18 protein-coding genes are annotated in these 21,179 nt (G+C 40.8%); 15 read left to right on the top strand and 3 right to left on the bottom strand.

Features of this window, described 5'->3' with window-relative positions; all coding sequences use genetic code 11:
• The first annotated feature begins 378 nt into the window (after window positions 1-378).
• From rfbF to NWP22_RS00220, 6 genes are all read left to right on the top strand, one after another.
• The gene (gene rfbF, locus NWP22_RS00245; protein ID WP_271731278.1) at window positions 379-1,152 is read left to right on the top strand and encodes a glucose-1-phosphate cytidylyltransferase; all 774 of its coding nucleotides are present in this window, start codon (window positions 379-381) and stop codon (window positions 1,150-1,152) included.
• Between the two features lie 45 nt (window positions 1,153-1,197).
• Window positions 1,198-2,304 carry a CDP-glucose 4,6-dehydratase gene (rfbG, locus tag NWP22_RS00240; protein ID WP_271731277.1) on the top strand — a complete coding sequence of 369 codons (1,107 nt, stop codon included), beginning with the start codon at window positions 1,198-1,200 and terminating at the stop codon, window positions 2,302-2,304.
• Window positions 2,305-2,385: 81 nt separating this feature from the next.
• Window positions 2,386-2,934 (top strand): dTDP-4-dehydrorhamnose 3,5-epimerase, encoded by a 549-nt coding sequence (rfbC, locus tag NWP22_RS00235; RefSeq protein ID WP_271731276.1) that lies wholly within the window; start codon window positions 2,386-2,388, stop codon window positions 2,932-2,934.
• A 167-nt stretch (window positions 2,935-3,101) separates the two neighbouring features.
• Window positions 3,102-4,415, top strand: a complete 1,314-nt coding sequence (locus NWP22_RS00230) for an NAD(P)H-dependent oxidoreductase (protein ID WP_271731275.1) — start codon at window positions 3,102-3,104, stop codon at window positions 4,413-4,415.
• Between the two features lie 276 nt (window positions 4,416-4,691).
• On the top strand, window positions 4,692-5,780 hold the full coding sequence (locus NWP22_RS00225) for a glycosyltransferase (protein WP_271731274.1): 1,089 nt from the start codon (window positions 4,692-4,694) through the stop codon (window positions 5,778-5,780).
• A gap of 239 nt (window positions 5,781-6,019) precedes the next feature.
• Complete coding sequence (locus NWP22_RS00220; protein ID WP_271731273.1) at window positions 6,020-8,263, top strand: GumC family protein; 2,244 nt, start codon at window positions 6,020-6,022, stop codon at window positions 8,261-8,263.
• 61 nt (window positions 8,264-8,324) lie between these two features.
• Here the strand turns inward: NWP22_RS00220 and NWP22_RS00215 are convergent, their stop codons facing one another.
• Window positions 8,325-8,468, bottom strand: coding sequence for a hypothetical protein (locus tag NWP22_RS00215; RefSeq protein WP_271731272.1), 144 nt, complete (start codon window positions 8,466-8,468; stop codon window positions 8,325-8,327).
• 773 nt (window positions 8,469-9,241) lie between these two features.
• Here NWP22_RS00215 and hepC point away from each other — a divergent pair.
• The 8 genes from hepC to NWP22_RS00175 all read left to right on the top strand — a co-directional run bounded on the left by hepC (window position 9,242) and on the right by NWP22_RS00175 (window position 18,734).
• Window positions 9,242-9,973, top strand: a complete 732-nt coding sequence (gene hepC, locus NWP22_RS00210; protein ID WP_271731271.1) for a heterocyst development glycosyltransferase HepC — start codon at window positions 9,242-9,244, stop codon at window positions 9,971-9,973.
• Window positions 9,974-10,131: 158 nt separating this feature from the next.
• Window positions 10,132-11,982 (top strand): heterocyst formation ABC transporter subunit HepA, encoded by a 1,851-nt coding sequence (hepA, locus tag NWP22_RS00205; protein ID WP_271731270.1) that lies wholly within the window; start codon window positions 10,132-10,134, stop codon window positions 11,980-11,982.
• 72 nt (window positions 11,983-12,054) lie between these two features.
• Window positions 12,055-12,894 (top strand): hypothetical protein, encoded by an 840-nt coding sequence (locus NWP22_RS00200; protein WP_271731269.1) that lies wholly within the window; start codon window positions 12,055-12,057, stop codon window positions 12,892-12,894.
• A gap of 61 nt (window positions 12,895-12,955) precedes the next feature.
• Window positions 12,956-14,116: a glycosyltransferase family 4 protein gene (locus NWP22_RS00195; protein WP_271731268.1), complete on the top strand. Its 1,161-nt coding sequence runs from the start codon at window positions 12,956-12,958 to the stop codon at window positions 14,114-14,116.
• An 8-nt stretch (window positions 14,117-14,124) separates the two neighbouring features.
• Complete coding sequence (locus tag NWP22_RS00190) at window positions 14,125-15,126, top strand: glycosyltransferase family 2 protein (RefSeq protein WP_271731267.1); 1,002 nt, start codon at window positions 14,125-14,127, stop codon at window positions 15,124-15,126.
• A gap of 109 nt (window positions 15,127-15,235) precedes the next feature.
• The gene (locus NWP22_RS00185) at window positions 15,236-16,444 is read left to right on the top strand and encodes a glycosyltransferase family 4 protein (protein WP_271731266.1); all 1,209 of its coding nucleotides are present in this window, start codon (window positions 15,236-15,238) and stop codon (window positions 16,442-16,444) included.
• The gene (locus NWP22_RS00180; RefSeq protein ID WP_271731265.1) at window positions 16,362-17,288 is read left to right on the top strand and encodes a glycosyltransferase family 2 protein; all 927 of its coding nucleotides are present in this window, start codon (window positions 16,362-16,364) and stop codon (window positions 17,286-17,288) included. The genes NWP22_RS00185 and NWP22_RS00180 overlap by 83 nt, the downstream gene beginning before the upstream one ends.
• Window positions 17,289-17,300: 12 nt before the next feature.
• Complete coding sequence (locus tag NWP22_RS00175; protein ID WP_271731264.1) at window positions 17,301-18,734, top strand: O-antigen ligase family protein; 1,434 nt, start codon at window positions 17,301-17,303, stop codon at window positions 18,732-18,734.
• A 6-nt stretch (window positions 18,735-18,740) separates the two neighbouring features.
• On the opposite strand, the gene NWP22_RS00170 is transcribed toward NWP22_RS00175, so the two are convergent.
• Window positions 18,741-19,679: a methyltransferase domain-containing protein gene (locus tag NWP22_RS00170; RefSeq protein WP_271731262.1), complete on the bottom strand. Its 939-nt coding sequence runs from the start codon at window positions 19,677-19,679 to the stop codon at window positions 18,741-18,743.
• 195 nt (window positions 19,680-19,874) lie between these two features.
• On the opposite strand from NWP22_RS00170, the gene NWP22_RS00165 reads away from it, so the two are divergent.
• Window positions 19,875-20,609: a phosphoadenylyl-sulfate reductase gene (locus NWP22_RS00165; protein WP_271731261.1), complete on the top strand. Its 735-nt coding sequence runs from the start codon at window positions 19,875-19,877 to the stop codon at window positions 20,607-20,609.
• Window positions 20,610-20,698: 89 nt separating this feature from the next.
• Here the strand turns inward: NWP22_RS00165 and NWP22_RS00160 are convergent, their stop codons facing one another.
• Window positions 20,699-21,016 carry a hypothetical protein gene (locus NWP22_RS00160; RefSeq protein ID WP_271731279.1) on the bottom strand — a complete coding sequence of 106 codons (318 nt, stop codon included), beginning with the start codon at window positions 21,014-21,016 and terminating at the stop codon, window positions 20,699-20,701.
• Window positions 21,017-21,179 lie beyond the last annotated feature (163 nt).

Raw genomic sequence — 21,179 nt, 5'->3', positions numbered from 1 at the left:
GAACAGGGAACAGGGAACAGGGAACAGAGATTAAGAAGGAATATTCAGGCATTTTCTTCAATAACCAACATTATTTCCCTTATACGGTAAGCCTTTTCGGATTTTATCAAAACAATTTAGCATATTAGGTACTGAAGAACCGCTATTTTTAGCATATTTAATTAATGCAATATCCCGGAAAAATTATTTATATTTTTTTATTTTTCTCCAGGAAATTATTCATAGAATCTTTATTAATTTACTAAAAAAAATAGTTATATTATGTAGAGAAATAAAGACCTTATCCCAGCAAATTTTTCTCATCAAAACGCGTGCATCTTCTTTATCCTGAGAAGTTCAAAAGTCAACAAGCGATAAAATCCTCAACAAGGTAATTATATGAAAGCGGTAATTCTGGCTGGAGGACTGGGTACACGCCTCAGTGAAGAAACTAGTATCAGACCAAAGCCAATGGTGGAAATTGGTGGTAAACCAATTCTTTGGCACATTATGAAGATTTACTCTGCCCACGGTATTAATGACTTTATTATTTGTTGTGGCTACAAAGGTTACATCATTAAAGAGTATTTTGCGAATTACTTTTTACATATGTCAGATGTTACCTTCGATATGCGATTCAACCAAATGAATGTACATTCTGGTTATGCTGAACCCTGGCGCGTCACCTTAGTTAATACGGGGGATTACACTATGACCGGTGGACGATTAAAACGCATTAGTGAGCATGTTGGTAACAGTACATTTTGCTTTACCTATGGTGATGGTGTCTGTAACATAAATATCACAGAGTTAATTAAGTTTCATCAAGAACAAAAAAGCCTAGCGACACTCAGCGCAGTTCAACCCGCAGGACGCTTTGGTGCTATTTCCTTAGGACAAGAGCAAACTAAAATCAACAGCTTTCAGGAAAAACCTGAAGGTGATGGCGCATGGATTAATGGCGGTTACTTTGTTTTAGAACCAGAAGTAATTAACTTGATTGCTGATGACTCTACGGTTTGGGAGAAAGAACCATTAGAAAAACTCGCACAGATGAATCAGCTTTCTGCTTTTAAACATCATGGTTTTTGGCAACCCATGGATACATTACGCGATAAAAACCACCTAGAAGAGCTATGGAAAAGTGGTGAAGCTCCGTGGAAAGTGTGGTAATTAGCTGGTTTATTTACGCAGTATTGTATGAGGAGAATTGATCAAATGGAATCAAATTTCTGGGCGGGAAAAAAAGTTTTTGTCACCGGACATACAGGCTTTAAAGGTAGTTGGTTATCTCTCTGGTTACAAATGTTAGGGGCTGAGGTCTGTGGTTATGCTTTAACTCCGCCCACAGCCTTGAATCTGTTTGAGTTAGCTAATGTTGCTGATGGAATGACATCGGTGGTAGGAGACATCAGAAATTTAGATTTTCTCCAGCAAGTCATGCAAACCTACCAGCCAGATATTCTCATCCATATGGCGGCTCAGGCTTTGGTGCGGGAATCTTACTACAACCCAGTAGACACCTATGCGGTGAATATTATGGGAACAGTCAATGTATTGGAAGCAGTCAGGAATGTACCCAGTGTCAGAGCAGTAGTTTCAGTCACCTCTGATAAGTGTTATGAAAATCGCGAATGGGTTTGGGGTTACCGGGAAACAGATCCTATGGGAGGATATGACCCTTATAGCAGTAGTAAAGGATGCGCTGAATTAGTCACTACGGCTTATCGTCAATCTTTTTTTAATCCCGCTGATTACCCCCAACATGGGGTAGCGATCGCCAGCGTGCGAGCCGGAAATGTCATTGGTGGAGGAGATTGGGCTAAGGATCGGCTAGTTCCTGATATTCTCAATGCTTGGCTTTCCGGGAAAGAAGTTGTCATTAGAAACCCCCAAGCAGTGCGCCCTTGGCAACACGTTCTAGAACCCCTAAACGGTTATTTAATGCTAGCTGAAAAATTATTTACTCACGGTTCAGTATATTCTGGAGGCTGGAATTTTGGGCCAAATGAATCAGGAGTGAAAACTGTAGCTTGGGTAGTTAATCAGTTACAGCAGTTTTGGGGTGACGATGCTCATTGGATTCAGGATGGTGGAGTTCAACCCCATGAGGCTAATTTTTTAACCTTGGATTGTTCTAAAGCCCGGACTCAAATTAATTGGGAACCACAATTAGATTTACCAACAGCTTTAGCTTGGATTGTGGATTGGACTAAAGCCTGGCAACAAGATAATGATATGCAGCAAAAAAGCCAATCTCAGATTCAGCAGTTTATGCAACTTGCAGATTTTCAGCAACGAAAATTTTCTCTGTTGGGAGTTTAATATACGGGAAATGTGAGCAATTAAACCACCAATTCCGAGATAGTGCTAACTTTTTCCCAAGGACTTATCAAGATAAATTCTATGAATTTTACCCCAACTGCACTCAAAGACGCATTCATTGTTGATGTTGACAAAAAGCCGGATCATCGCGGCTTTTTCGCCCGTGGTTTCTGCGCTCAAGAGTTTATGGCACATGGCTTAAAACCTACCGTTGCCCAATGTAATATATCTTTTAACCATAAAAAAGGGACTGTTAGGGGAATGCATTATCAAGTTTCCCCAGCTGCGGAAACCAAATTAGTGCGTTGTACTCAAGGGGTAATCTATGACGTAATTATTGATATGCGTCCTGAATCGCCGACTTTCTTATCACATATAGGCGTGGAATTAAGCGCCGAAAATCACCGGGCTTTGTACGTACCAGAAATGTTTGCTCACGGTTATCAAACTCTCACAGATGAGGCTGAGGTTGTCTATCAAGTGGGTGAGTTTTATACACCAGGTTATGAACGGGGATTACGCTATAACGACCCATTTTTTAATATTGAATGGCCTTTAGAAGTTACTCACATTTCCGACAAGGATTTAAATTGGACATTACTAGAAATGATACCTGTTGGTAGTGCCTAGTTGTGCCATGCATTATAAGTGGTCAAGGAATGAACCACTAAGGATCCAAAGAACACAACCAAACAAGTATCAAGGGCATTAATTTCAAATGGTTTGACCTAGAAGTTTCATGGGATAGATCACCGGACTACATAAATAGTTCTATTTAACACACAGGAGTTCAACTAATGATTATTATTGATCGTGCCTTAGAAGCCCGCGCCGCAGCTGGAAATCCAGTGAAAGTGGGGATGATTGGTGCTGGTTTTATGGGTCGAGGGATTGCGAATCAAATTATTAATTCAGTTCCGGGAATGGAGTTGGTGGCGGTTTTTAGCCGTCAGGTTGATGCAGCTAAAAAAGCTTATACAGAAGCAGGACAAGAAAATATTCAAGTTGTTACCAGTGTCACTGAATTAGAAGCGGCGATCGCACAGCATAAATATGCAGTTACCGAAGATGCTGAATTACTCTGCCAAGCTGAGGGAATTGATGCCATTATCGAAGTTACTGGCGCAGTCGAATTTGGTGCTCACATTGTGATGCAAGCGATCGCCCATCGTAAACATGTGATTATGATGAACGCCGAACTTGACGCTACCATCGGCCCCATCCTGAAGGTGTACGCCGACAAAGCCGGAATCATTCTCAGCGCCTGTGATGGAGATCAACCAGGGGTAGAAATGAATCTCTACCGATTTGTCAAAAGTATTGGTCTGACTCCGTTATTGTGCGGTAATATTAAAGGACTTCAAGACCCCTATCGCAATCCTACAACCCAAGAAGGATTTGCTAAACGTTGGGGTCAAAAAGCCCACATGGTGACCAGCTTTGCCGATGGAACCAAAATTTCCTTCGAGCAAGCCATCGTTGCTAACGCTACAGGAATGAAAGTAGCCCAACGCGGAATGCTAGGTTACAACTTCAGCGGTCATGTTGATCAAATGACCAAAATGTACGATGTTGAACAACTAAAAGAACTTGGTGGTATTGTTGATTATGTAGTTGGCGCTCAACCCAGCCCCGGCGTGTTTGTATTTGCTACTCACGAAGACCCCAAACAACGTCACTATCTAGATTTGTACAAATTAGGTGAAGGTCCTTTATATAGCTTCTACACTCCCTATCACCTCTGCCATTTTGAAGTTCCATTGTCTGTAGCGCGTGCTGTCCTGTTCCAGGATACTGTCTTATCTCCCCTGGCCGGCCCAGTGGTGGATGTGATCACCACTGCCAAAATTAACCTCAAAGCTGGCGAAACCTTAGATGGTATCGGCTACTATATGACCTACGGCCAATGTGAGAATTCTGCCATTGTTCAAGAGCAGAAATTGCTACCCATCGGTTTAGCCGAAGGCTGTCGCCTCAAACGAGACATTTGCCAGGATCAAGTCCTCACCTACGATGATGTAGAGTTACCTCAAGGTAGACTTTGCGACCAACTGCGCGCCGAACAAAACGCTTATTTTGCATCAGAAAAAGTTCTCGCAATGGTTGGGTAACAACAGTACCTTCTGTATCAGTGCAGTGAAGAAAATCCCTCAAAAACTCAGAGGATGTTTGAGGGAATCTTCCACCAACACATAAACTCAGTTTGTAGTGAGGACTGTAGTCCAAGCAACATTGATCATGAGGGCAGACCTTTTCACCTTGTCTAGATTTGTATGTAGAGGTGAAAGATATAAGAATGGGTATTGATAATTCTCAACACTCAAGTTATTAAGAGCAACTAGCTAGAAACTTTTACAACACACTTAAGAATAAATTTAGACACAACTATGAAAATTGCTCTAGTTCATGATTACTTAACCCAGCGCGGTGGGGCAGAGCGTGTATTTGAGTTACTTTGTAAGCGCTATCCCGAAGCGGATGTTTTTACCTCTTTGTACAATCCGCAAAAAACTATTGATATGGGTGAGCGTATAGTCCAAACTACTTTTTTGCAAAAAATTCCCGGCGCAGTCAAGTATTTTAGATTGATGGCTCCTTTGTATTTTCCCGCCTTTCGCGCCTTGGATTTACAAGATTATGATTTGATTATTAGTAGCAGTACGAGCTTTGCCAAAGCAGTACGCAAACGTCCAGATGCAAAACATATTTGTTTTTGTCATAATGTTACCCGTTTCCTGTGGGATACGGAAACTTATTTAAGGGAATATGGAGACTACCGATATTTTGCGCCATTAATTGAGCAAATTTTTCAACTAATGAGAAATCTGGACTTGAAATATGCTCAAGAACCCGATCTTTACATTGCTAACTCTAGTATAGTTGCCCGTCGTATTGAAAAAATTTATAACAAACAAGCAATTGCCATTAACTATCCCATTGATACAAATAATTTCTTGTTCTCAGATACAAAAGATGAATATTATTTGGCCTCGGCGAGGATGATCAGCTATAAGCGGCTAGATATAATCATCGAAGCATTTAACTGGCTAGGTTGGCAATTATTAATTTCAGGCGATGGACCTGAACAACAACGTCTAAAAGCCAAAGCTTTAGATAATATTAAATTTTTAGGACACGTCAGTGATTCTCAACGCAAAGAATTATTTTCTAAGGCCAAGTCTGTAATAGTTGCAGCTTTAGAAGATTATGGATTAGTTCCAGTTGAGGCAAATGCTAGTGGGACACCAGTGATTGCCTACGGGGCAGGTGGAGTTTTAGATACACAGATACACGGCAAAACAGGGGTATTGTTTAAGAGACAAACACCCGAGTCCATACAATCTGCATTACTAGAGTCCGGACGAATCATTTGGGATTATGAAAGTATTCGTAAGCATGCAGTTAATAATTTTTCGGAACCAGTATTTTTTAACAAGGTTGAGCAGCTTATTGAACAAACTTGCAGTGTAAATTGATAATTTGTGACGCATTATATACAGATTATCAACCAGCCACAAAAAATCACACATCTAGAAATAAACAGGGAGTTATAATTTCTAAATTAAAGATTAGGTAAAGCTTATGTACCCACCATAAAATATCTTGTCATAGTTAGCCTGAAAGTTTAGAATCAGGGAGAATTTAAAATTAGTATCACTATATCCCTAAAGGGATTTACGCTACGTATAACGTATAGCAGATAAGGATAATAAACATGAATCAACCTAGTCTTAGTCCGGGTATAAATCACATTACTAACTCTAGTATAGAACCAAGCTACGGACAGCTATTTAAGATATTAATTCGGAGGTTTCCTTGGTTTTTAGCAGTATTTTTGACTTCAATTGCCATCGCAGCTCTAGTAACTTCAAGGACAAAACCTACTTATAAAAGCTCCATGCAGTTGCTTGTAGAACCTAATTATCAAGGTAGGCGAGAAGATGCCGGAGTAGACACTCAATTTATCGAGCCTGACATTAAGATAGACACAGCAACCCAGCTGAATCTCATGCAAAGTTCAGGACTGATTCAACAAGCAGTTGAAAAACTTAAATCTGACTATCCTCAGATCAATGTCAACGAAATTAAAGAATCTTTAGTTCTTCATCAAATCAGGAATAAAGAAGATAATTTAGCTACAAAAATTTTCCAAGTAGAGTATAGTGCCAACGATCCCGAACAGACACAAAAAGTTCTGGCCGCAATTAGGCAAGTTTATGTCGAATATAATAAACAGCAACAGGATGCGCGGTTACAAAAAGGTTTACAAGTTATTCGAGAACAGTTAAATAAAGCCAGCGAGGAAGTGAACGCCTCAGAGACTAATCTGCAAAGATTCCGCAGAAACCAAAATTTAATCGATCCTGAGTCACAAGCTAAAACCCTAGAAGACTCTTTAAATGCTATTCAACAAGAGCGTCGTACTACCCGTTCTCAGTATCAAGAGGCCATAGCACGCCAAAAAACTTTGCAAGAACAACTCAGGCGTTCTCCACAAAATGCTCTGGTTGCTTCTCGTCTGAGTCAGTCTACCCGTTACCAAGGCTTACTCAACGAAATTCAAAAAACCGAACTAGCACTAGCTCAAGAGCGGTTGCGCTTTACCGATGCAACTCCCGGTGTACAAAAGCTTCAAGAACAACTTGAAAGCCAGAAGAAATTATTGCAACAAGAGGTTAGCAGAACTTTAGGCGTACAGTCTAATGGTGTATTCTCCTCCCAAGTACCTCTTTTAGAACAAGGACAATTTGGCGAAATTGACCTGAATCTGGCTACTCAGCTAGTGGAAACCCAAACAACTATAGTTGCTTTAAGCGCCCGCGATCAAACTTTAGCGGAAAAAGAAAATGAATTGCGTTTTGAAATCAAACGCTTTCCGCCTCTGTTGGCTTATTACAATCGGATTATGCCACAGCTACAATTTAGCCGTGAAAGGTTAGAGGAGCTATTGCGAGCAGAACAGAAATTGCGCCAAGAACTTGCCAAAGGGGGCTTTAACTGGGAAGTTGTGGAAGAACCGCAGTTAGGTATTTATATGGGGCCCCATCTCCAGCAGAATCTGTTGTTGGGTGCAGTAGTTGGCTTGATGTTAGGAGGTATGACTACTTTTATTCGAGAAGCATCTGATGATGCTGTTCATACCACTGCTGAACTGGAAAAACAGGTTTCCTTACCCTTGTTGGGAACTACTCCCAAACTGCCAACTACCAAAAGCAGAGAATCAATTATTAAGTTACCTTTTGGGAAACCAGAAGTTCTTGCCCCCTGGACTATTCAGGTGTTGCAATCAGCACCGCGCTGGGAATCCCTGGATTTAATTTTGAAAAATATTGAACTTTTAAATTCTGTTCCCAACTTGAAGTCCCTGATGGTTACCTCGCCTTTACCAGATGAGAGTAAGTCAGCTTTGGCGTTGGGTTTAGCTATGAGTGCAGCTCGTTTACACAAGCGGGTACTACTCATTGATGCTAATTTAAGAGATCCCAGTCTCCACGAACAACTCAATCTTCCCAATGAGCAAGGACTATCTACCCTCTTGGCTAGTCATGCGGCTATTCCCAACCGTCATGGTATTCCTACTTTAGATTCGGCTTACATTGATATTTTAACAGCCGGGCCTATACCTATTGACCCCGCAAATCTTCTGAGTTCACCACGCATGAAAGAATTAATAGGGGAATTTGAGGAAAATTATGATTTGGTTCTCATAGATGCTCCGCCAGTTCTTGGTTTGGTGGATGCCATGCTTACAGCTTCATCTTGTCGTAGTGTGGTACTCACAGCAAGCATGAGTAAAGTAACTCGCAGCCAAATAGCCCAAGCTACAGGTATGTTGAGTAAGTTAAACCTCATCGGGGTTGTGGCTAGTGGAGTCTCAAACTCTGACAGTACCTATGTACAGTATCCCCAGCCGTCTAAGTCGTCCCAATTAGCGCTACAACAAGTTTTGGAAAAATAGGTGAGCAACAGAGGAAGCGTTTACTTGTATCAGTGTGCTTTACCAATTGAAAGGTTTTATATTATGTGCGATCGCTCAGGTCAACTGCCCTAACCCAGTGTTTGGTCTGGGAAGTGACAAAAGCCCTCCATCCCAGAAACAGCGCTTGGGCGATCGCACATATCTTTTTTTTAGATCCAGCAGTTTGTAGATAGATGAGGCACAAATCTGAATACTAACATTATTCTGGGGTAGGTATCCTGACCGCTAAGAGTGTACCTCACCCCAATAAATATGTCTGTAATTGCCTCAAATCCAGTAGCCCCCATTGCTGGACTTTCTCAATAGACATATCCAGAATTTAAATATGCCCATCCTATAACCATTATAGAGATATTCCCTGGAAACTCTCTACATTCTTTCTCGGATATGACTAATATCAAATTTCCAGGATAATACTATTACTTCAAAATAACTATATTTATAGTAGCTTTATAATTAAGGATAAAAAGCAGAGGCTATTTAAAGACTAAATAAAGAATTTACCCCACCATATAGTCAGGTCTCAAAGGTCTTATATCCTAGACATTAAAGCCCCAACGCAACAACTAAAAGTCAAGGTTAAACTGGTTTTGTGAGATTCAGAAAAAAATAGGTAGTCGCAACTAATTGTAGATATGAATTTATGGCGCACTTAAGGGATGAGGGAATTTTATTGAAGCACTTTTCGATTATCCATGTTGATCAGATAATCCCCTTAATTTCCCTTTTGTGCAGTATGTTTACTGCTACTTATTTCCTAAGTATCCTTCTGGTTTTTACATTTTTACACCGGCATAATTGCCCAAAATATAGAGTTATCTGGAGTGCAACTTAAAAAGCATATTTCGGCACACAATTACCTATTTTTGGAGCAAAACAAAATTCGGTTTGAGTCTTTGGCATTCATAGCCTTCAATATTAACTCAGCGATTCACTATTGTATAGATCCAAAGACATATGACAATTTCATTAATTCCTCCTACCCTCGGCAATTCCTCTCATCCAGCCGAGCAACACCACAATCATCGCTTTTCATACTGTACACTCCAATGGCGGCGTGGTCAGTTGTTAGTTAAATCCCCCGGAAAAACTAAACACCTTTACTTACCTTCCTTGCATGATGAGCAATTATTAGTCAATTGCTTAAAACATTCTCCGGTAAATTTGGTCAGTATAGATCCCAGTGTTGGCAAGGATTATCTGACACTGTGGGTTGAAGCCTGCGAGCAAGCTGGTAAGCCCATATTTCTTCGCCTACCCTCTAACAATAAACAACTTAGCCGTTGGCAACAACTCATTGACTGGATTACCGCTTTGTTTTTGCTACTACTCATGAGTCCAGTTATGCTGGTATTATTTGTCATTTTACAGGTGGAGTCACCAGGGGCAATTTTCACCAGTGAGTGGCAGGTGGGAAAACGAGGTAAAATCTTTCGTGCCCTCAAGTTTTGTACAACCACAAAGGAGAATCTCACACCTTTAGGGCGTTGGATGCGTAAATACGATCTAGACCATCTACCCCAGTTGTGGAATGTGCTGCGCGGTGAAACGACTTTGATGGTATCTCCTAATTGTACTTTAGAAACTGCTCTAACTGTGGCCGGACAAGAGCAGATGAATCAATTATCAGACATGACCGATTCATGGCAACAATCTAGTCTCTTGCATTTAGATAACCCAACACTGTGATTTTCTGCTAAATGCATTTAGTCTCTCAGGTGCGTTATGGCGCTTTGTCTGACGCACCCTAGACAAAGATTAGCAATTTTTTGTCTTACTCAAATTAAAGGGTTGTTGAGCATCTCTATGACTGTTCCAATTGATCACATTATGTTTGTAAAAGAATCATGTATATTCAAGCTGCTCAAGTCTTAGGCGATCGCTTTAAAGCCAGTAAATTTTGGCAGAAAAATTCTTTAATATTGCGAGAATTTAACAAATTCCGCAAAGTTGCTATTCTCGCTTTACTATTTTCAGTGCTAGCTGCAACTTTTGAAGGTTTTAGTATCGGCTTTCTCTTATCATTTTTGCAAAATTTAACTACCCCTGATGCCGAACCAATTCAAACTGGAATTTCTTGGTTTGACACCTGGATTTTAGCGACTCAGACATCGGCAATTGAGAGACTATATCGTATTTCCTTACTAATTTTAGTCAGTACATGGATACGTGCTAGTTTCAATTACCTCGCACAAGTATACATAGAAATATCTCAATTACGTCTAGCCGACCGCTTGCGTAAACAAATTTTTGAACAGTTGCAAGCATTACCTTTAAGTTATTTTAATAACACCAAATCCGGCGAAATAATTAATACTATCACTACGGAGATTGAGAGAATAAAACAGTGGTTTAGTGGAGCAGCATTTTTGATAACTAGAGGGATAACCATTTGTGTCTATTTTGTCTCCATGTGTTTATTATCTTGGCAGCTGACAATTATTTCTTTTCTATTATTCACCTTAATAGGGGTTGGATTATCAACACTCAATTCCCGTGCTAGGGAAACTAGTTTTAGTACCTCAATTGCTAATGGGAAATTTACCTCTATAGCTATTGAATTTATTAACGCAATTCGCACTGTTCAGGCATTTTCAACTCAAGAATTTGAGCGCCATCGTTTTTATCAAGCTAGCAATCAAGTAGTTAGCACCGCCACCAAAGTTGTATTAACCTGGGCGCTGGTTAGACCGCTAGCTGAAGCTTTAGCTAGTACGATTCTGATTGGCATGATTGTTTTTGCCTTTACTGCTTTTGTTGCCAATGGAACCCTACAGGTAGCTTCTTTGCTGACATTTTTCTTTGTTCTCTTTCGCGTTGTGCCAATTGTCCAAGATATTAATGGCACTAGAGCCCATTTAAGCACACTCGAAGGAGCAGCCGATAATATTAAGGAGTTAATTAGAACTGACAATAAAACCTATTTACAAAATGGTTATCTTCCATTTAATGGGCTAGAGTATTCAATTGATGTAGTCTCAGCGGATTTTGGCTATGATGCTAATACATCAGTGCTCAAGAATATTACCCTAAGTATTGAAAAAGGTAAAACTACGGCGTTAGTTGGTGGTACTGGTGCTGGTAAAAGTACATTGATTGATTTAATTCCCCGATTTTATGATCCAACAGCCGGAAATATCATGATTGATGGCGTGGATATCCGCAAATTTGACATTAAATCTTTACGACAGAAAATCGCTGTTGTCAGTCAGGATACCTTTATTTTCAATACTTCTGTGGCGAATAATATTGCTTACGGTACAGAAGGGGCGACTGAAGCTGCAATTCGCAAAGTTGCTCAACTAGCCAATGCACTCGAATTTATTGAAGAAATGCCTGAAGGGTTAAATACTCAACTGGGGGATCGCGGAGTGCGATTATCTGGAGGACAACGCCAGCGAATTGCCATCGCCCGGGCTTTGCTGCAAGACCCAGAAATTCTGATTTTGGACGAAGCCACCAGCGCTCTTGATTCCATGACTGAACGCTTGATTCAAGAATCTCTCGAAAAGCTATCTGTAGGTAAAACAGTGATTGCGATCGCTCATCGTCTCTCAACCATCGCCCAAGCAGACAAAGTCGTGGTATTAGAACAAGGACGCATTGTCGAGCAAGGTAATTACCAGGAATTATTAGAACTTAAAGGCAAGTTATGGGAATATCACAAGACCCAATATCAAATGGGTAACCCTGGATAAATTTATCCTGATTTATCGCTGGTAGATTGCAGAATAAATTGATATATTCTTGATTTTTAGGAGATATAAAAAATGGTAAATATTGGCTATCATGCGGCTAGATTGCAAGGAAAAATTAACCGTAATTTATATCAATCTAAGATAGCTAAAACCGTTAAACGTGACATCAAAATAACTCAACAAGTTCCGTTGACTGTATATGCATTATCTTGTGAACGAGACTTACCCGAACAAGTCGCAAGTATTCGCTCATTTATCACTCATGTTGGTATCCCTCATAAATTTACCGTGATTTCTGATGGTAGCTATACTGATTTGAGTTGTCAGTTATTGCGCCGGATTCATCCCTGTGTTGAAGTCATACCCATCAACGAATTTATTAAACCAGATTTACCGCAATGTGTATGTGATTATGCCCAAATCCATCCTATGGGTAAAAAATTATCAGCATTGATGTCAATTCCCATTCATGGTACCACTATCTATACAGACTCAGATATTTTATTCTTCCCAGGGGGAAGTGATTTAGTAGAGTTGGCTAATTCAGATAGTCCAGTCTGCCATTATTTACCAGATTGTGCAAATTCACTAGATGGGAGAATCCTTTATGAAGAAACAGAAAAATTAAATCCTATCAATGCGGGATTTATTTTATTTAAGCATGAGTTAGATTGGAGTTCTGCCATCAAACGTTTAGCAAATTTATCAGGAACACCAAGCTATTTTACAGAACAAACCATTGTCCATTTAACAATTCATAATCATGATAGCGTTCCCCTCTGCTCAGAAAAGTATGTAATGAATGTCATGGATCAATTTATATATAGAGATAAATTGGCGAGTAAAACAATTGCTCTACGGCATTATGTCAGTGATGTGAGACATAAGTTTTGGATGAATGTAGCAATATAAATTTTCATCCTAACTTGTGTTAGAGAAAAATGATGATTATAACTAAACAATTTGAGTCAATATGAGTTACACATTAGTTGATAAGAAAATGATCTATCACTGCTCCCGTACTAATATCAGTGGGGGTGGGGGTATTGAAACTTATTTAGCCTCTTTGATAAATTCTCCCATGACTGGGTTCAGCGATCGCACAATTTCTTCTTTAAAGAATTTCGATCAGCAGCAAGCCCAATTACTGCACATTCACGACCCAGATATGCTGCTGGATTTGCGGGAAGAATGTCCAGCCATATTGACTTTACATAATCACTCTAGCTATTGTCCTAGTGGCACAAAATATTTAGCCAATCGCGCCAAAGTGTGCGATCGCCCCATAAATCCTCTGGGGTGTGCTTGGGGACATTTGATAGACGGTTGTGGTAGCCGCCGACCGCAAAAGCTGATACACAATTGGTTTAACACTTACCATCCACTAGAAAGACTCAAAAAACTGCAAATTCCTGTAATTGCTAACAGTGATTATGTACGTCAGCAAATCATTAGTAATGGTATCCCACCGCAAAGAGTGGTGACACTGCGGTGTGGTGTCAAACCACCTACACAACCCACAGCACCTTTAAATTTAGCCACTCATCAAAATCAGCGGATTTTGTTTGCTGGTCGCATTGTTCCCGATAAAGGCGTGGAATGGTTGATTAAAGCTTTGGCGCAAACTCACCCAGGAATTCATCTTGATATTGCTGGCGATGGTTGGAGTAAGCCAACCATGGAAAAACTAGCCAGTCAAATGGGCTTAAGCGATCGCATTACTTGGCATGGTTGGTGTAATAGTAAGCAATTAGAGTTACTTTATCAACAGTGCTTTGCCGTAGTCTTTCCTAGTCTTTGGCCTGAACCTGCTGGTCTAGTAACCCTGGAAGCCTATAGTCACTATCGACCTATCATTGCTAGTGCTGTAGGCGGTATTCCCGAACATATACGAGATGGGGAAACAGGAATTTTAGTTCCAGCTAATAATATCAAACAATTAGCTCATGCTATCAACGAACTAGCCACTAATTATCCCAAAAGCCGACTCATGGGTGAGAGGGGTCAAGCTTGGTACCAGACAGAATTTACTATTGATATCCACCTGCAAAGGTTAGCAGAAATTTATGGGCAAACCATCGCCCAATTTGAGGACAGAACCACTAACAATAAAGTTTTAAAATCATCTCAATAGTCGAAATTATGTCACTAAATACTGAATTCAACCCTACAGATAGCCCGTTGGTGAGTGTAGTCATTCCCACTTATAATCGACCAGAGTACCTCAAGCAGGCGATCGCCAGTGCTGTTAACCAAACTTATAGAAACATTGAAATTATTGTTTCTGATAACTGCAGTCCAGAAAGTCCCCAAGCCATGGTGGAATCTTTTGCAGATCCACGCATTCGCTTTTGGCGACATTCAGAAAATGTGGGAATGCTGGGAAATCAGATACATGGTTTCAAAATGGCGCGTGGTAAATATGTCGCTACTCTCCACGATGATGATATGTGGAAGGAGGACTTTTTAGCAAAGCTTGTACCACCCTTAGAAGCAAATTCTGATTTAATCATCGCCTTTTGTGACCAATATATTATCGATAGGTATGGCAAGATTCAATATGATAGAACTGAATTGAATACACGCAGTTATAAGCGAGATAAACTCGCCACTGGAACTCATCAACCATTCTATAAAATTGGGTTAATAGATAAAAGCATACCCACAGCAGCAGCTTGTTTAATTCGCAATCATGTGATTGATTGGGAGATTATTCCCTCAGAAATTGGGGGGATGTGGGATTTATATTTAACCTACCTCTGCTGTATATCGGGTTCTAGTGCTTACTATCATCCAGAAAGACTAACACTATATCGAGACCATCACGAAACTGAAACTCAACTCAGTGGTAATCGTGATGCACAGGCAAAAATTCGCAAGGCCAAAAGCGAGATTTTCTGTTACCAAATCTTTATACAAGATAGTCGTATAAAGGAATTTAAATCTTACTTTCAAGGAAAACTGTTAGAATCCCATACCACATTGGGAATTGGTTTACTACGAAATCAACAGACAAAAACAGCACGTTATCACCTTTGGCGATCCATCAAACAGCAGAAATTTAATTTCCGCACTATTGCAGCTTTAACTCTGAGTTTTACACCCAAATTTATCACCAATCAGTTACTCAGAACAGCAAGATAAATTGACAACTACCTGAATCAGAAGAGCTATGGCACCAGCTAATTTTTTAATGATTAATTACCAGTACCGACAAAACTAGTATTACATATCAAATCCTGAAAGGTAATAAATGAAAATTTGTATCGTTACCCATAGCCTACAAAAATGTGATGGTCAGGGTAGAGTTAATTATGAAGTAGCCCAAGAAGCAATTCGTCGCGGTTATCAATTAACATTATTAGCTAGTCAAGTAGATTTAGAATTACAGCAAAGTCACCTAATTAAGTGGGTTGATATTCCTGTAAAAGGCTATCCTACAGAATTTCTCCGTAACATTATTTTCGCCACTAAAAGCACAATATGGTTAAAACAACATCGCCAAGAAGTGGACATAGTAAAAGTTAATGGCGCAATTACTAATCCCCCAGGAGATGTCAACGCAGTACATTTTGTCCATAATTCTTGGGGGAAATTTACCTCTAATAAAACTCAAAAAAAACCAGGAAATTTCCTATATAACTCCTACCAGTGGCTATACACAACTTTAAATGCACATTGGGAAAAACCAGCTTTTCTTAAAGCTCAAGTAGTAGTAGCCGTTTCTGATCAAGTCGCTCAGGACTTACAAGCAATAGGTGTACCCCCAGAGTCTATCAAAGTAATTTTAAACGGCGTTGATTTACAAGAGTTTTCCCCAGGAGTCAGCGATCGCCAAAAATGGCAACTACCCGAAAATGTACCCTTAGCATTGTTTGCGGGCGATATCAGACTGACGCGCAAGAACTTAGATACAGTCTTACAAGCCTTAGTCCAAGTTCCTGACTTACATCTAGTCGTAGCGGGAAATACTCAAGGAAGCCCCTATCTTCAGTTAGCAGCATCATTAGGACTTTGTCAGCGCGTACATTTTTTGGGACAGCGGTCTGATGTACCAGAACTGATGAAAGCTGTGGATTTCTTGGTTTTCCCCTCACGTTATGAACCCTTTGGGTTAGTGGTTATTGAAGCCATGGCTTCTGGGTTACCTGTAATTACCGCCAGTTCCACCGGTGCTGCTGCTTTAGTAACACCAGAATCGGGAATAGTGTTGTCAAACTCAGACGATGTAAAAGCTTTAACACAAGCATTACAGTTACTCAGTAGCGATCGCTCATTATGCCAACAAATGGGAAAAGCCGCGCGTTTAGTTGCAGAACAACACAGTTGGAGCAGTATGGCACAAACCTATTTAGATTTATTTGAGGAGTTAATGAATCATGAGGAATACGGTTCTCGTCCCCACCTATCGCCGTCCTCTAGATCTATCACGTTGCCTTTTGGCGCTGCAAGTACAAACTAAACCAGTTGATCAAGTAGTTGTCGTGGTTCGGGATACAGATACCCAGACTTGGCAATTCCTCGGCGGATTTTACGCCGAAAGGTTACCATTACATATTGTACCTGTGACAGAGCCGGGAGTAGTAGCCGCACTCAACGCCGGATTGAACGTGGTAATAGGAGATATTGTTTCTATTACTGATGATGACGCGGCACCTCATTCTGATTGGTTGGAAAGAATCAACGCTCACTTTATCACTGATCCTGCTATTGGCGGTGTCGGTGGTCGGGATTGGGTACACTACGGTGACAAAATTGAAGACGGTCAACAGCCCATAGTTGGTAAGTTGCAGTGGTTCGGCCGGGTAATTGGTAACCACCATTTAGGAGTAGGATCACCCCGGGAAGTTGATGTTCTCAAAGGGGTGAATATGAGTTTTCGTACCCAAGCAATTGGGAAATTAACATTTGATCAGCGAATGCGTGGTACAGGAGCGCAGGTACACTTTGAAATGGCCTTTACTCTGAGTTTAAAGCGGGCTGGTTGGAAAATAATTTATGATCCCCAAGTGGCGGTAGATCACTATCCAGCCCAACGTTTTGATGAAGACCAACGCCACAACTTTAATGAAATTGCTTTGATTAACCTAGTTCATAATGAAACTTTAGTCTTACTAGAACATCTGCCGCGATCGCGTCATTTTGTGTTTTGGCTGTGGGCATTATTAGTAGGGACAAGAGATAGTTTAGGTTTAATCCAATGGCTGCGACTTTTACCTAGTCAAGGTAAAATTGCCGGACAAAAGTTATTGCTGTCCTGGCGGGGACGTTGGTTAGCACATCGACAATTCGTAATTGGTCATTAGTTATTGGCGATCATGATTTCTAAACAAATACATTTCAATAGTTTTTCAGAATCACACTTTTTTCCCCAAGAGCGATCGCTACAAGGTTGGCTAGCTATTTCCGGCTTTCTGCTACTGACTGTAGTTTCCTATTTTGCCGGTGCTGCTGCTTTATTGCGCTTAGTTTACCCCGTGACCGCTTTAGCAGTAGCCATATTCTTATACTTACGTCATCCCATTCTCTATATCGGTTTTACTTGGTGGATATGGTTTCTTACACCCTTAGCCGCCCGTTTAGTTGACTATCGAATTGGCTGGGACCCCACCCGTCAGATGCTCATAGCACCTTACTTAGTAGTATTTGTGACTATAGCGACTTTTTTACGCCACTCTCCCCGGGCTTCCACTCAGGGAGCCATGCCATTTATTTTAGCTTCTATCGCGGTCTTCTATGGTTTTTTAATCGGTTTGGTTCATAATTCACCCCTACCTGTAGCCAGGGGTCTTTTAGATTGGCTAAGTCCCATTCTCTTTGCCTTTCACTTGTTTATCAACTGGCGAGACTATCCCAGCTACCGCCAGAATATTCAACGTATATTCATCTGGGCTGTATTGCTATTAAGTATTTATGCTATCTATCAATTTGTAGTCGCACCGGAATGGGATAGATACTGGCTGATAGAATCGAAAATGTATACAAGTTCAGGAAGTCCTGAACCTTTTGGTATGAGGGTATGGAGTACTTTACACTCACCTGGACCGTTTGCTTCTCTTATGCAAACAGGACTACTGTTATTATTCACCAGTTCGGGAAGCTTAATTTTACCGGCCTCAGCCCTTGGTTATTTGTCATTTTTACTGACACAAGTACGTACTAGTTGGTTGGGTTGGTTGTTGGGAATCGTGATGATTTTTGGTTCCGTCAAGGCGCATCTTCAAATGCGCTTAATGGCCATGATTTTAATCATCATCATGTCTGTTATACCCTTGACTAATATTGAGCCGATTTCTGATGTGGTGACAAATCGGTTAGAAACATTTTCTCAGTTAGAAAAAGATACTAGCTTTAATGAGAGATCAGAAAGCTATGAGAGAAATTTAAACTTAGCTCTTTCTAATGTTTTAGGTAACGGATTAGGAAATATCTGGACCCTGAATGAAAAGACTGGTGAATTGGAAGTCTTTGTCCTTGACAGTGGTATTCTAGATATGTTTTTTACCCTGGGTTGGGTGGGTGCAATACCTTATCTGGCCGGGTTTATGTTGATAATTTTCAGCGTGTTTCAGTATGCTGAAGCTCGGTTTGATACTTTTGTCAGTACCGCCCGCGCGATTAGTATGACTTTTTGTGTGCAGCTAGTTGGCTATAGTACCATGATCGGTCTTTCTGGTATGATTATGTGGGGATTTCTAGCTATGGCCATGGCAGCCCATAAGTACTATCAGCATCAAAATACTCAGTTTTGAGTGAGATTATTTCCGCACAGCGCGGAACATCCCAAAGCGGCACAGACCTGTACCAAATGCCAGTCGCATCAGTAGCAGTGTAGGAACTTCTCGCACAGATTTAATCAAACCAGGTATCCCAAAACGCACTAATCCCTGCGGACGGGCTATTCCTTGCCAAATAGAATCTAACCAAGAAGGAAGTGTTGCTTGTGTCCAGTCTGCTGTCTTCACCTCTCCTTGAACTAATTCCGTCTCTGATAACAGTTCACTAAAACCTTCAATGCTGGCAAAAGCAGGATGAGACCACTGATCTAGTAATTGTTTCATTACGGGTTTTTCCCAAAAATTCAGAGGTTTTTGGCGTTCGTCCCTCTGATTCCAGTCAGCCACAACCAGCACTCCACCCGGCTTGAGCACCCGCATTAATTCTTTGGCAAAAACGGCTTTATCTGGCATATGCGGACCGGCTTCAATAGACCAAACTACATCAAAACTGGCATCAGAGAAGGAAAGCGCCATAGCATCATCTACCTGAAATTTCACATCCAGTCCATTGTCCGTTAACTCCTGGGCACGTTGGACTTGTTGAGGACTGATGGTAATCCCTGTTACCGCAAATCCATAATCTTTTGCTAGAATACGACTACTACCCCCGATGCCACAGCCAACATCTAAAACAGTTGTACCGGCGGGTAATTTATCTAAACCAGCCCAATGCACCATTTCATGCACAAAGTCAGATTTAGCCACCAGAAAATCTTTTCTTTGTGGTGGTGATCCATAATGACCTAAGTGGATGTGTTCGCCCCAGTAAAATTCTAAAATCCCATCTTCTGTCCATTGGTCGTAAGAATTGGCTACGGAGTTAGATGATTGGTAACGACGAGGGGTGAGTAAATATAATAAAATCCCTATCGCTAATACTGCGGTGAGTAGTCCCAGGGCAAAAAACAACCAACTCATGGAAATCAGTCCTTAATATTTCTTTACAATTCTATCCTATTTTTGGCATGGCTTCAGCGAAGGTAACTATGGCAAGATCCCATCTTGATGTCGCTTTGATACCCTATTTAAAACTCCACTATTCTCCAGGTTGAATGGTAGAACAGCATCTTAACTTGGTAAAATTCAGTTTGCCGAAGCAAAGAACACAAAAATATGGTAGCTACCCCAACTAATTTAGATATTCCTGCCTTAGAAGCAGAATATAGTCAAAGGACACCCAGGGAAATTCTTAAATTTGCCTTAGAAACTTTTAACAATATCTCCATTTCTTTTAGTGGTGCTGAGGATGTTCTCCTCATTGATATTGCATCAAAAGTTACTAAAAATTTCCGTGTTTTTACTCTCGATACCGGACGATTGCACCCCGAAACATACCAGTTATTGAATCAGGTCAGAGAACATTATGGTATTAAATTAGAAGTCCAATTTCCTGATGCTGGGGAAGTGCAAGCTTTAGTAGAAGAGAAGGGATTGTTTAGTTTCTATCAAGATGGTCATAAAGAATGCTGCGGGGTTCGCAAGGTCAGACCCCTACGCCGGAAACTCAATACTCTGGATGCTTGGATTACAGGTCAACGCAAAGACCAAAGCCCTAGTACCCGCAACCATATCCCGGTGATTGAAGTTGATACTGCTTTTTCGACTCCAGACCATCAGTTAATTAAGTTTAACCCCTTAGCCAACTGGTCTTCTGCACAGGTGTGGGAATATATCCGCGCTTTAGATGTACCTTACAATAAGTTGCATGAACGCGGTTTCGTCAGCATTGGCTGTGAACCCTGCACTAGACCTGTGTTACCTAACCAGCATGAACGTGAAGGGCGTTGGTGGTGGGAAGAATCCACTGCTAAGGAATGCGGTTTGCATCTTGGTAACTTGCAAAAGTAGTTTAAACTGATGAGCGATGCCTCCGCCGGGCGCGGAGCGCCATCGCTCTTGTTGACGATTTTTGTGGTACTGAGTTTAAATCGCAGAAATCAGCTAGTTGCTTCCACTGGTTTTTGCTGAGAAATATTCCCCGGTATTGGTTCGGTTTTCGTTCCTGGAGATACAGCAGTGACTTCAATATGGTTGAATAACGTGGTGACAAATGCAAATAGCAAGAATGGTAGGGACAACAAAACTATGAGACCTACAGTTGCTAAAGCATATACAGGACGTTTAGCACCCATTAAAGCTAAAGCCGAAGCCAAACTGACAGTGATTGTAATTAGCCAAACAATTATTTGACCGTAGATATCACCAAAGGTCAGGGTACAGACAAAACGGTATTTTTGAAAATTACTCTTGTCCATCATGTTTTATATTTATTCCACTTCTGCTATATAAAACCTAGACAAAGCTAGACTTTACTTTCTACTTCAACGGGAGCATGGGAGCGGTTATCCCTTAGTAGACTTGCACGCCTTAGCCAGACGCGATATTTCTCTTAAGATTTACAAGAAAGACTACCGCTAT

The sequence above is a fragment of the Anabaenopsis tanganyikae CS-531 genome (assembly GCF_029891675.1).
In the GTDB taxonomy this organism is placed as follows: Bacteria; Cyanobacteriota; Cyanobacteriia; order Cyanobacteriales; family Nostocaceae; genus Anabaenopsis; species Anabaenopsis arnoldii.
The sequence above is the reverse complement of the archived record's forward strand: the minus strand, read 5'-3'. Positions and strand labels throughout refer to the sequence as shown.